The sequence below is a fragment of the Pseudomonas sp. P9_2 genome (assembly GCF_034008255.1).
Classification (GTDB): Bacteria; Pseudomonadota; Gammaproteobacteria; order Pseudomonadales; family Pseudomonadaceae; genus Aquipseudomonas; species Aquipseudomonas synxantha_A.
In genome coordinates, this window is the sequence record NZ_CP125376.1 from 2,499,151 (window position 1) to 2,512,070 (window position 12,920).

The following is a 12,920-nucleotide window of genomic DNA, read 5'->3' on the forward strand; positions in this document are numbered from 1 at the left end:
CATTCTCGACAACGCTTAAGATGCCCGCCTGTTTCCTATACATTCCAGGGAGTCGGTTTGTCGGACGTGGATCTCAAGGGCCTGTTTCTCAAGCACGCCGATACCCTGCGCGGGTATCTGGCCCGCAAGGTACGGGACCCGCAATTGGCCGCAGACCTGGTGCAGGAGAGCTTCCTGCGGCTGGCGGAAAAACCGGCCGGTGAGCGCATCGACAACTCCCAGGGCTATCTCTATCGAACGGCAAGCAATCTGCTGATCGACCATATTCGTCAGGAAGCACGGCGCAAGACCGACACCGTGCCCCATGAGGCGCTGGCCGAGATCGAAGATGACGTGGCCGGGTTGGAGGCTCAGGCAATGGCGCAGCAACAGCGACAGGCATTGAAGCAGGCACTGGCGGAACTGCCGGAGCGCACCCAGCAGATTTTTCGCTTGAACCGTATCGAAGGCATGACCCACGCCCAGGTCGCCCGGCACCTGGCTATCTCCGACAGCTCAGTGCAAAAGCATTTGGCCAAGGCGTTGGCCTATGTGATGCAGCGCTTGCAGGAAGGCGAGGTGGCGCCATCCGACGAATGAATTACCGAAAAATGCCAGGCCAGACGTCAGAGCGTCTATATAACGAAAATTCGAGATTCACACGTGAATAGCCAGGGTCCGCAACAGCACAGCATTACCGAGGCGGCTGCCGAATGGGCGGTGCGCCTGCACGCCGGTGCCCTGAGCGAACAGGAGCAGGCCGAGTTGCGCCAGTGGATCGCCCGCGACAGCCGTCACGAAGGGGCGCTGCGGTTTGCCGAGCAGACCTGGGCGGCATTGGGTGAAGTACATAAGGACGAGCCCGTACACCGACAACGGCCAGCCGCGCCGACCCCGCCCGTGCGCCGCACCAAACGCAGAAGGCCGTGGCAACGTGCAGCCGCTGTGGCGCTGGTCGTGGTAGTGGCGGGCGTCGGTTGGCTACACGGGCCCGACGTGTTGCTGCACATGCAGGCCGACTACGTCACGCAAAAGGGAGAGATGCGCACGGTGCACCTGGCGGACGGCAGTAGGGTGGAGCTCGATTCCGCCAGCGCCATTCGCCTGGATTACGATGGCGTGCAGCGGAGTATCAGCCTGCTCCAGGGCTCGGCGGTTTTTGATGTGGCGCCGATGAAAGGCGAAGAAACCCGGCCGTTCGTGGTGCACAGCGCCGGGGGCCAGACCCGGGCGCTGGGCACGCGGTTTGTGGTCGAGCGTGAGGGCCCGAGCCAGGCCTGGGTCGGTGTGCTGCAGCACAGCGTCGAGGTGTCTATGCAGGTATCACCGACCACCGGCCCGGCCGAGCGCGTTGTGCAGCAAGGCCAGGCTGCGCGTTACAGCCCCGTTGAAGGTGTGGTCAGCCTTGATCAGTTTGATGTGGATCGCGCCACCAGTTGGCGGCGCGGTGTGTTGATCTTCGACCGCCAGCCGTTGGCCAAGGTTATCGAGCAACTCAACCGTTACCGCCCCGGGCGGGTGGTGTTGACCGACGCGGCCTTGGGCGAACGCGAAGTCAGCGGTGTCTTCCGCCTGGACATGCTCGACAGCGTACTCGCCACCCTGACCCAGGAACTTCAAGTGCAACGCTTGGACCTGGCCGGCCTCAGCCTGATCTATTGATCCTCTCCCGTCAGAAACCTTCTGCCCTTGCTCCTACAAAAAAATATTACTGACTTCCCGTGTCTCGCGCGTCTTGCTAGGTGAGAAGCATTCGCATAAACAAAAAACGCTTAGCGCAGGGATAACCACACATGTCAGCACTCACCAAGGGGCGTATCACCGGCAGCCGGTTGGCCCTGGCCATTCACTTGGGATTGTTTGCCGTCGCCGCGCCGGTGCATGCCGTGCAGCCTGCGGCTGGCGCAGCCCAATCTGCTGTGTTGAGGTTCGACATTCCTGCGCAATCCCTGGGCAGTGCAGTACTGGCGTTCGCCGATCAGGCGGGCCTGCAAGTGTTGTTCGACAGCCAGCGCCTGCAAGGGTTGAGCAGCTCCGCGCTCAAGGGCAGCTTCGACGTGCAGGAAGGTCTTGGTCGCCTGCTGGGTGCCGCACCGGTTGAATATCGTTTCACCGGCGAGCGCCAGGTCACCTTGACCCGCGTCGAGCAACAGGCCGGAGCGCTGGCCTTGGGGACCACCACCATCACCGGCCTGCACAAGCAGGACTGGGTGTATTCAACACCACGTTCGGTCAGCGTGGTCGATCGCGAGCAACTGGACCGTAACCCGCCACGCCATGCTGCCGAGATGCTTGAAGAGGCGCCTGGCGTCTACTCCGCCGTCAGCCAGCAAGACCCTGGCCTGTCCGTGAATATCCGCGGTATCCAGGACTATGGCCGGGTCAATATGTCGGTCGATGGCATGCGCCAGAATTACCAGCAGAGCGGCCACCAGCAACGCAATGGCACGCTGTATGTCGACCCCGAGTTGTTGTCCGAAGTGGTGATTGAAAAGGGCGCGACCTCAACCCAGGGCGGGGCAGGCGTGATTGGCGGGGTGGCCAATTTCCGTACCGTGGAGGCCGCCGACCTGCTCAAGGACGGCAAGCAAATCGGCGGGCGCATTCGCCTCACCACCGGGTTGGGCGGGCGCAGCAACGGCACGCACTTTATCGGCAGTTCGGCGTTTGCCGTGGGGACCGACGTGTGGGACATGTTGGTGGCCGCCAGTGAGCGTCACCTGGGCGATTACAACCCCGGCACCAAGGGCAGCATCGGCGAGCTGCGTACCGGTGCGGCTTACATGCCGGCCAGTGAAGAGCGCATCAAGCACAGCACGGTCGCCTATTCAGGCTCGGTGATGCGCTCGCGCCTGCTCAAGCTGGGGCTCAACCTGCCAGTTGATCAGCGCCTGCAACTGAGCTACCTGGTTACCGAGGTCGACTACGACGACGTCAACATGATGACCGCCGAAAAGCCCCAGTTGTGGGAAAAGCTCGGCAGCAGCAACGTCAAGGCGCAGAACTTCGCGCTGGATTACAGCTACGCACCGGACAACCCGCTGATCGACTTCAAGGCCAAGCTTTATCATGTGGATACCCGCAATGACCAATCCACGCTGGCCCGGGGGATCAGCAAGGGTTACGACGTTACCTATCAAACCAATACCTATGGCGTGCAGGCGCAGAACATCTCGACCTTTGCCCTGACCGAGCTGGCCGCACTCAAGGCCAACTACGGGCTGGAGTTTTTCTACGATAAGGTTCGGCCCGATTCCAACCAGGCCGTAGAAGCCGGCTCGGCGCTGACCGCGTCGGCGGCGGAAAGCATCACGCCCAAAGGCGACCGCGCGATGGGCAGCGTGTTCGGGCGCCTGGATCTGGACTACGACGGTTGGCTGAACCTCAACGCCGGCTTGCGTTATGACCGCTATCGGCTGCGCGGCGAAACCGGCTTGAACACCCGCACGTTCATCCTCGGCACCACCCGCCAGATTGGGGTGCCGGTCAATTACGACGTGGATCGCGAGGAGGGCCGCTTCTCCCCGACCTTCGGGCTGTCGATCAAGCCCGGCGTCGATTGGCTGCAGCTCTTCGCCACCTACGGCAAGGGCTGGCGTCCGCCGGCGGTGACCGAGGCCCTGGTCAGCGGTCGGCCCCATGGCGGTGGGTCGGAGTCGATTCTCCCCAACCCCTACCTCAAGCCGGAGCGATCCACTGCGTGGGAAGTCGGGTTCAATGTGCTCAAGCAAGACCTGCTGTTCGCCGATGATCGCGCGGGCATGAAAGTGTCGTACTTCAACACCCGGGTCGATGACTTTTCCTATATGGCCCTGGGCGTGCAGCCACCCGGCTATGGCAACGTCAATATCGGCAGTGCGGCCTACGTCAACAACCTGGAAACCACGCGTTTTCGTGGCCTTGAGTACCAGCTCGATTACGACGCCGGCTTTGCCTACGGCCAGTTCAACTACACGCGGATGCTCGGCAGCAACAAGTTCTGCAGCAAAACCGCCTGGCTCGGCGGCGTGACCAAAACCCAGAAGCGGCCCGGCAACCGGGCGCCGGTGGATGCGATGGTACCGGACGATGCGGCCAATGCCGGCGTGGGTTGCAGCGCGATCCTGGGCTCTTCCGAACACATGCCCATGGACCGTGGCACCGCCACCCTGGGCGCACGGTTCCTTGAACGCAAGCTGGATGTGGGCGTGCGCGCTCGCTACAGCGCGGGCTACTACGTCAAAGGCGCCGCCGGGGTGACCACCGCGCAAACCGGCGTCTACCCCGCCGACTGGAAGCCCTACACCGTCTATGACCTTTATGGCAGTTACCGCGCCACCGACCAACTGACCCTGCGCCTGGCCATGGAAAACGTCACCGATCGCGCCTACCTGGTGCCGTTGGGCGACGTGCTGGCCTTCACCCTGGGCCGTGGGCGCACGTTGCAGGGCACCGTTGAATATCAGTTCTGACCGCTTTTGCCCAGTAACGGGCAAAACCACAGCAGGCACTGGCTTGCTGCGGAGTGACCACCCAATGACTTGGAGTTTTGCATGAGCATTTCTATTTCATACAGCACGACCTACGCCGCCAACACCGTCGCCCAGTACCTGAGCGATTGGTCGGCCTACTTCGGTGATCTCAACCACCGTGAAGGTTCGGTCAAAGAGGGTGTGAACACCGGTGGTTTCAATCCTGGGCCGTTCGACGGCACCCAATATGGCGTATCGAGCAGCGTCAGCGACGCGGCGGTGGTTGCCGAAGGCAGCCTGCATTACACCTTGTTCAATCCGCCGACCCACACCCTGTGGGGTTCGCTCGATGGCCTGACCCTGGGCGATACCCTCGCCGGTGGCGCAACCAGCGGTGGCTACAGCATCGCCAACCAGGAAGTCAGCTTCACCAACCTGGGCCTGTCGAGTCTGCAGTCCGAGGGCCGTGACGGCCAGGTGCACAAAATCGTGTACGGCCTGATGAGCGGTGACAGTTCGGCGCTGGCCTCGGCAATCGACACCTTGCTCAAGGGCATCGACCCAAGCCTGTCGGTCAACTCCACCTTCGACCAACTGGCCGCCGCCGGTGTGGCGCATCAGGATTCGGCTGCGTTCGCCGCTGCCGATGTGGGCCTGGTCGGGATTCAGGACGCGCCGCAAGACTTCGCCCTGGCCGCCTGATGCAAAAAAGCCGATGAAAGCTCACGCCTTCACCGGCCTGGTTGAAACCCCGTCGCCGCCCGAGTTTTCGAAGGCCAGGGCGGCGGCGGGGGCAAATTCTGTGGGTACGCCGCAGGTGCTGTCAACGCACCGGGCGAGCCCTTGCTTGACTCTTCAATGGGACAACCTCCATGACTCGGCCCGGTGCCAAGCGCGCGAATGAGATGCTGGCTGCACTCACGGCCTATAAAAGCGCCTTCTTCAACATCGGCCTGTTCTCGGCGGTGATCAACCTGCTGATGCTGGCCCCGGCGCTGTACATGCTGCAGGTGTACGACCGGGTATTGGCTTCCAGCAACCAGATGACCCTGCTGATGCTGACGCTGATGATCCTCGGCCTGTTCGCCTTGATGGGGGCGTTGGAGTGGGTGCGCAGCCAAGTGGTGATTCGCCTCGGCACGCAGATGGACATGCGTTTGAACCAGCGGGTGTTCGACGCCGCTTATGAAGCGCAACTCAAGGGCGGCAGCCAGGCCGCGGGCCAGGCCCTGCACGACCTGACCACCTTGCGCCAGTTCGCCACCGGCCAGGCGCTGTTCGCCTTTTTCGATGCGCCGTGGTTTCCGGTGTACCTGCTGGTGATCTTCCTGTTCCACCCCTGGCTGGGCCTGCTGGCGCTGGGTGGTGCGCTGCTGCTGATCGCGCTGGCGTGGGCCAACCACCATGTCAGCCAGGCGCCGATGGCCCTGGCCAGCCAACTGTCGATCAGTGCCAGTCAGCAGGCCACGGCCAACCTGCGCAATGCCGACACCATCGAGGCCATGGGGATGCTCGCCACACTGCGCGGGCGCTGGTTCAGCCAACACCAGGCGTTTCTGGTGCAGCAGAACCTGGCCAGTGAAAAGACCGCGGTGGTCACAGCCTGGTCCAAGGGCGTGCGCCTGGCCCTGCAATCGCTGGTGCTGGGCCTGGGCGCCTGGTTGGCGGTCAACGGCGACATCACACCGGGGATGATGATTGCCGGGTCGATCCTGATGGGGCGCGTGCTCAGCCCCATCGACCAGTTGATCGGCGTATGGAAGCAGTGGGGTTCGGCGCGCCTGGCCTATGAGCGTTTGTCGTTGATGCTGCAGGATAACCCGGCGCGACCGGCACGCATGAGCCTGCCCGTGCCCAAGGGCCAGGTAAGCCTGGAGCAGATCAGCGCCTGCGCCCCCGGCAGCCGTCGGCCCGCGCTGGCCAACCTGGGCTTCAGCCTGCCGGCGGGTAACGTGCTCGGTGTGATCGGCCCCTCGGGCTGCGGCAAGTCCACCCTGGCGCGGGTACTGGTGGGGGCCTGGGCACCGCTGGTCGGCAAGGTGCGCCTGGATGGCGCCGACCTGGCCGTGTGGGACAAACAGCAACTGGGCCCGCATATCGGTTACTTGCCCCAGGACATCCAGCTGTTCGCGGGCAGCATTGCGCAAAACATCGCGCGTTTTGAAACGGTGGAGGCAGATAAAGTCCTCGCTGCGGCGCAAATGGCCGGCGTGCACGAGCTGATCCTGCAACTGCCGCAAGGCTACGACACGCAACTGGGCGAGGGCGGCGCAGGCTTGTCCGGCGGGCAAAAACAACGGGTGGCCCTGGCGCGTGCGCTGTACGGCCTGCCGGCGCTGATTGTGCTGGATGAGCCCAATGCCAACCTCGACGAAGTGGGCGAGCAGGCGCTGCTGCAAGCCATCACCCAGCTCAAGCAACAGCGCCGCACCCTGATTCTGATCACCCACAAACCCAACGTGCTGAGCCTGACCGACCAGTTGCTGATCCTCAAGGACGGCCAGATGCAGGCGTTCGGCCCGACGGCGCGGGTGTTGGAGGCGCGGCAAAAGCCTGTGGTCAGCAAGCCGGTGTCGAGCATGAGCATGAGCTACCGCTTCGGTGAAGGAAAACCCGCATGAGCCAGAGCAAAGCAGCATGGGTCAGTGAGCCGCCGCACAACGTGCTGGCGCTGGATGACAAAAAATACTCGCGCCTGGGTTGGTGGCTGGTGCTGGGAGGCTTTGCCGGCTTTCTTGGCTGGGCGGCGCTGGCACCGTTGGACAAGGGCGTGGCGGTGGCGGGCAAGGTCATGGTGTCGGGGCATCGCAAGACGGTGCAACACCCGGCGGGCGGGATCGTCGAGCGTATCGACGTGCGTGACGGTGATCGGGTACGCGCAGGCCAGGTGTTGTTGCGCTTGAAAGAAACACCGTTGCGCGGGCAGATGCAGTCACTGCGCAGCCAATACCTGGCGTCGCTGGCCAGCGAAGCGCGCTTGAATGCAGAGAGTGAAGGCTTGCCGGCCATTGCATTTGGCCCCGAGCTGTTGGCCGATCCCGACGCCGCGAACACCCTGAGCCTGCAACGCCAGTTATTCCAGAGCCGTGCCCAGGCCCTGGCCACCGAACAGGCGGGCCTGCGCGAAACCATCGCCGGCTTTGAGGCGCAGTTGCGAGGCACGCGGGCCTCCCAGGCGAGCAAAGTGCAACAGCGGGCGGCGTTGAGTGAACAGCTTCAGGGCCTGCGCGAACTGGCACGCGACGGCTACATCCCTCGTAATCGCCTGCTCGACAGCGAGCGGCTGTATGCGCAGATCGACGGCGCCATCGCCGAGGATTTCGGGCGTATCGGCCAGTTGCAGCGCCAGGTGCTGGAGTTGCGTTTGCGCATCCGCCAGTTGGGCGAAGACTTTCAGAAAGACCTGCGCACTCAGTTGGCCGAGACCCGCACCCGCAGCGAGGACTTGCGCAATCGCCTGGCCTCCGCCGAGTTCGAACTGGCCAACAGCCTGGTGCGCGCCCCGGCATCCGGTGTGGTGGTGGGGTTGCAGGTGTATACCGAAGGCGGCGTGATCAAGCCCGGTGAGGCCCTGATGGACATCGTGCCCCAGGACGAGCCGTTGTGGGTGGAGGCGCGGGTGCCGGTACAGATGATCGACAAGGTGCACCCGGGCTTGCCGGTCGAGTTGATGTTTTCGGCATTCAACCAATCCACCACGCCACGGGTGGCGGGCGAGGTCACGTTGGTCTCGGCCGACCGCCAGGTCGATGAGCGCACCGATGAGCCGTATTACACGCTACGGGCCCAGGTCAGCGCAGCGGGTATGCAGCAACTGGACGGCGTGCAGATCCGTCCGGGGATGCCGGTGGAAACCTTCGTCAAGACCGGCGAGCGCTCGATGCTCAACTACCTGTTCAAACCCTTGCTGGACCGTACCCATATGGCCCTGGTGGAAGAATGAAGGCGTTGTTGTTTACCCTCTGTTTAAGTTGCACGCCCGCGGCAAACGCTCTGGGTCTGTTGGATGTGTATGATTTGGCGCTACGCAACGACCCGACCTTTCAGGCGGCGATCCAGGAGCGTGAGGCCGGTGAAGAAAACCGCGTGATTGGTCGGGCCGCACTGCTGCCGAACCTGTCATGGAGCTACAACAACTCGCGCAATGAGTCCGAAGTCACCCAGAGTACGGCGGTGGGTAATGTCACCAGCGACCGCAATTACCGCAGCTACGCCTCGGCCCTGACCTTGCAGCAACCGCTGCTCGATTACGAAGCCTATGCGCGTTTTCGCCAAGGCACCGCCCAGGCGTTGATGGCCGACGAGCGCTTTCGCGGCAAGAGCCAGGAGCTGGCCGTGCGGGTACTGGGCGCCTACAGCCAGGCATTGCTGGCACAAGAGCGCATCGAGTTGAGCCGTGCCCAGAAGCGTACGTTTGCCGAGCGCCTGCAACTCAACGACCGCCTGCTCAAAGGCGGTGAGGGTACCCGTACCGATGTGCTTGAAACCCAGGCGCGCCTGAGCCTGGCCCAGGCCGAAGAGATCGAAGCCGTGGATGCCCAGGACAGCGCTTTACGTGAGTTGGAAGCCATTGTCGGCCAGCCGCTGCATATCGAAGAACTGGCACCCCTGGCCCGCGCATTCGAGATCGCGCCGCTTGAGCCCAACCGTTTCGAAACCTGGCGTGAACTGGCCATGGCCAACAACCCCGAACTCAAGTCCCAGCATCACGCGCTCGACGTGGCCTCTTATGAAGTGGAGCGCAAGCGCGCCGGGCACTTGCCCAAGGTCAGCCTGTACGCGACCAGTCGCAAGACCAGTTCCGACTCAGAAAGCAGCTACAACCAGAAGTACGACACCAACAGCGTCGGCATCCAGATCAGCCTGCCGCTGTTTGCCGGTGGCTCGGTCTCTGCCTCTACCCGTCAGGCGGCCAACCAATTGTCCCAGGCTCAATACGAGCTGGACGCGCAAACCGCCGCAACCTTGTTGGAGTTGCGCAAGCAATTCAACCTCAACACCAGCGGCGCGGCCAAGGTGCGGGCCTATGAAATGGCAGTGAGTTCCGCCACGGCGCTGGTGAGCGCCACGAAGAAAAGCGTCAGTGGCGGGGAGCGGGTCAACCTTGATGTACTCGACGCCGAGCAGCAACTGTTCACTGCCCGCCGCGACCTGGCCAATGCCCGCCACGCGTACCTGCTGGCGCGCATTCAGTTGAAGTATTACGCGGGGTTGCTGAGCGAGCAGGACTTGCGGGCGTTGGCCGGGTATTTCCGGCCCTCGGCATGAGTGATAACTCGGCTCATAAACACCCATCTTTTGTAGGAGCGAGCTTGCTCGCGAAAACCTCACAGGCAACGCATTTCCCCAGGCAACCCGCGTTATCAATGACGTTATTCGCGAGCAAGCTCGCTCCTACATGTGGGTCGGTATATGCCGCGGATTTATCGGCGGGTCAGCAACACACCCGATTCCATATGGTGCGTCCACGGGAACTGGTCGAACATCGCACATTGGGTAATCCGGTGCGTGTCATGCAGTTGCGCGATGTTGGCGGCCAACGTCTCCGGGTTGCAGGAGATGTACAGGATATTGTCGAAACGCCGGGTCAGTTCGCAGGTGTCCGGGTCCATGCCGGCGCGGGGCGGGTCGACGAATACGCTGCCAAACTCGTAGCTTTTCAGGTCGATGCCGTGCAAGCGGCGGAATGGGCGCACTTCATTGAGCGCCTCGGTGAGTTCCTCGGCGGAGAGGCGCACCAACTTGACGTTACCGATCGCGTTTTCATCGAGGTTGCTCAAGGCCGCGTTCACCGAGGTCTTGCTGATCTCGGTGGCCAGCACGTTACGCACGCGAGTGGCCAGCGGCAGGGTGAAGTTGCCGTTGCCGCAGTAGAGTTCCAGCAAATCGTCGGGGCGATCGCCCAAGGCTTCGTATGCCCAGTTGAGCATCTTCTGGTTCACCGTACCGTTGGGTTGGGTGAAGGCGCCTTCGGGCTGGCGGTAGCTGAAGGTGCGGCCACCGACCTCGAGTTTCTCCACCACATAGTCCTGGCCGATCACATCGCGCTTGCCCTTGGAGCGGCCGATGATGCTCACATTCAGCTCAGCCGCCAGCTTGTTCGCGGCGGTGTGCCAATGCTCGTCCAGCGGGCGGTGATAGCACAGGGTGATCATCGCGTCGCCGGCCAGGGTGGTGAGGAACTCCACCTGAAACAGCTTGTGGCTCAGGGCGGCGCTGGCTTGCCAGGCGGCCTTGAGTTGCGGCATCAACTGGTTGATGCGCTGGCTGGCAATCGGAAACGCTTCGATCAGGATCGGCGTGCGCTTGTCGTCCTGGGAAAACATTGCGTAATGGCGATCACCGCCTTCGCGCCACAGGCGGAACTCCGCGCGCAGGCGGAAGTTCTGCAAGGGCGAATCGAAGACCTGCGGCTCGGGCGCGTCGAAGGGTGCCAGCAGGTCACGCAAGCGCGTGACCTTGTCTTGCAGTTGAGCGGTGTAGCTTGCGGCGTCAAAAGTCATGCGTTGAACCAGCCCAGCTTGATCACAAACAGAATCGACAGGATTACCAGTGCCGGGTTCAGCTCACGGTAGCGGCCCGAAAGCAGCTTGATGGCGGTCCAGGCGATGAAACCGAAGGCGATGCCGTTGGCGATGGAGTAAGTGAAGGGCATCGCCAGGGCAGTGATCACCACCGGCGCTGCAACCGTAATGTCATCCCAGTCGATTTCGGCCAGGCCCTGGCTCATCAGCACCGCTACAAACAGCAGGGCTGGCGCGGTGGCATACGCGGGCACGCTGGCGGCCAGCGGCGAGAAGAACAACGCCAGCAGGAACAGGATCGCGACCACGATGGCGGTCAAACCGGTGCGGCCACCGGCGCTCACGCCTGCTGCCGATTCGATGTAGCTGGTGGTGGTGGAAGTACCCAGCAGCGAGCCGGCCATGGCGGCGGTGCTGTCGGCGATCAGCGCACGGCCCATTTTCGGCATATGGCCGTCCTTGCCCATCAGGCCGGCGCGCTTGGCGACGCCGATCAGGGTGCCGGAGTTATCGAACAGGTCGACGAACAGGAAGGCGAAGATCACGCTGACCAGGCCGATATCCAGCGCGCCCTTGATATCCAACTGCAGGAACGTCGGAGCCAGCGAAGGCGGCACCGAGGTCACACCGATGAAGGGCGTGAAGCCCAATACGATGGAGGCGATGGTCACCGCCAGGATACCGATCAGCACCGCACCGCGTACGGCCAGGGCTTCGAGTGCGACGATCAGGACGAAACCCAGCGTCGCCAGGATTGGCGCCGGTTGTTTCAAGTCACCCAGGCCCACCAGGGTGGCCGGGTTGGCGACCACGATCCCGGCGTTATGCAGGGCAATCAGCGCCAGGAACAGGCCGATACCGGCAGCAATCGCCGAGCGCAGAGGCAGTGGGATGGCGTTGATGATCCACTCGCGGATGCGGAAGATCGACAGCAGGAAGAACAGCACCGCCGAAATGAACACCGCGCCCAGCGCCACCTGCCAGGTGTGGCCCATGTGCAGGACCACGGTGTAGGTGAAGAACGCGTTGAGGCCCATGCCCGGCGCCAGCGCAATCGGGTAGTTGGCGATCAGGCCCATCACGGTGGAACCGATGGCCGCCGCCAGGCAGGTCGCGACAAATACCGCACCTTTGTCCATGCCGGTTTCGCCGAGGATGCTCGGGTTCACGAACAGGATGTAGGCCATGGCCAGGAAGGTGGTGATCCCCGCAAGAATCTCGGTGCGCACATTGGTGTTGTGGGCTTTGAGTTGAAACAGCTTTTCCAGCATGCCGGCTCCCTGTGACGCTATTGTGCGTCGTTATTTGTTGACCTCTAAGTCAAAGCACAAACTGCGCCAAGCGCCTGTGGTTTCAGAGAGGATCGGAAAAAGCGGCGCATCATACCAGCAGCCGAGGCTGTGTGGCGCATGGCCTTGAGGCATACTGCGCCGACGTTCAATACCGGGTCATTGCCAGCATGAAAAAAGCCAACGCGTGGAGTCTAGCTCTGATCGCCAGTATCAGCCTGTGGCTGGGCGCAGCACCGGCGTGGGGCGCGGCTGCACCGGCGTTGAGCGAGGTGCGGGTGTTCAAGGTGGAATCGGCAAAATGCAGCGAAACCATCCCCGAACGGGTGAACACCACCCAGATGTGCGAACACCGTGGGCCCACCCAGGTGTCGGTCATGGAAGTCGGCCTGGGCAACAGCCCGATGGGCCGCTTCAATGGCGCAGAGTTGAACGGGCAACGCACGGCGGTGTGCCAGGTGGGCAACATCAGTGAGGCGTGCAATGGCGTGGGCACCTTGATGGGCTACATCTATGTGTTCGACCTGAATGTCCAGGCCCAGGGCTGGTTCGAATTCACCAATACCTCGATCAACCCCCCGCAAAACACCTTGAAAGCCCAGCTCAATATCCGCTGATCAATCATCTTGAACGCTCAAAATCCCGGGAAGTCGTACCCCTTAAGACGGCGACTTTCC

The 12,920-nt window shown here is 62.7% G+C and carries 10 protein-coding genes; 8 read left to right on the forward strand and 2 right to left on the reverse strand.

Annotated features, from left to right (window positions below; all coding sequences use genetic code 11):
• Positions 1-57: 57 nt before the first annotated feature.
• From QMK52_RS11180 to QMK52_RS11210, 7 genes are all read left to right on the forward strand, one after another.
• On the forward strand, positions 58-579 hold the full coding sequence (locus QMK52_RS11180; RefSeq protein ID WP_032879370.1) for an RNA polymerase sigma factor: 522 nt from the start codon (positions 58-60) through the stop codon (positions 577-579).
• 63 nt (positions 580-642) lie between these two features.
• Complete coding sequence (locus QMK52_RS11185) at positions 643-1,641, forward strand: FecR family protein (RefSeq protein ID WP_320404087.1); 999 nt, start codon at positions 643-645, stop codon at positions 1,639-1,641.
• 131 nt (positions 1,642-1,772) lie between these two features.
• A complete protein-coding gene (locus QMK52_RS11190) occupies positions 1,773-4,430 on the forward strand; it encodes a TonB-dependent receptor (protein WP_216092138.1) in 2,658 nt (885 codons plus the stop codon).
• A gap of 81 nt (positions 4,431-4,511) precedes the next feature.
• Positions 4,512-5,132, forward strand: a complete 621-nt coding sequence (locus QMK52_RS11195; protein ID WP_005791641.1) for a heme acquisition protein HasA — start codon at positions 4,512-4,514, stop codon at positions 5,130-5,132.
• Positions 5,133-5,302: 170 nt separating this feature from the next.
• Positions 5,303-7,051 carry a type I secretion system permease/ATPase gene (locus tag QMK52_RS11200; protein ID WP_320404088.1) on the forward strand — a complete coding sequence of 583 codons (1,749 nt, stop codon included), beginning with the start codon at positions 5,303-5,305 and terminating at the stop codon, positions 7,049-7,051.
• Positions 7,048-8,373: an HlyD family type I secretion periplasmic adaptor subunit gene (locus tag QMK52_RS11205; RefSeq protein WP_005791639.1), complete on the forward strand. Its 1,326-nt coding sequence runs from the start codon at positions 7,048-7,050 to the stop codon at positions 8,371-8,373. The genes QMK52_RS11200 and QMK52_RS11205 overlap by 4 nt, the downstream gene beginning before the upstream one ends.
• Complete coding sequence (locus tag QMK52_RS11210; RefSeq protein ID WP_320404089.1) at positions 8,370-9,698, forward strand: TolC family outer membrane protein; 1,329 nt, start codon at positions 8,370-8,372, stop codon at positions 9,696-9,698. The genes QMK52_RS11205 and QMK52_RS11210 overlap by 4 nt, the downstream gene beginning before the upstream one ends.
• Before the next feature lie 155 nt (positions 9,699-9,853).
• On the opposite strand, the gene trmA is transcribed toward QMK52_RS11210, so the two are convergent.
• Positions 9,854-10,933: a tRNA (uridine(54)-C5)-methyltransferase TrmA gene (trmA, locus tag QMK52_RS11215; protein WP_005791637.1), complete on the reverse strand. Its 1,080-nt coding sequence runs from the start codon at positions 10,931-10,933 to the stop codon at positions 9,854-9,856.
• Entirely contained in the window at positions 10,930-12,225 is a 1,296-nt protein-coding gene (locus QMK52_RS11220; protein ID WP_005791636.1) for an NCS2 family permease, read from the reverse strand. Before QMK52_RS11220 ends, trmA begins: the two co-directional genes overlap by 4 nt.
• Before the next feature lie 188 nt (positions 12,226-12,413).
• Between QMK52_RS11220 and QMK52_RS11225 the strand changes: the two genes are divergently transcribed.
• A complete protein-coding gene (locus tag QMK52_RS11225; protein ID WP_005791635.1) occupies positions 12,414-12,860 on the forward strand; it encodes a DUF4879 domain-containing protein in 447 nt (148 codons plus the stop codon).
• The last annotated feature ends 60 nt before the right edge of the window (positions 12,861-12,920 follow it).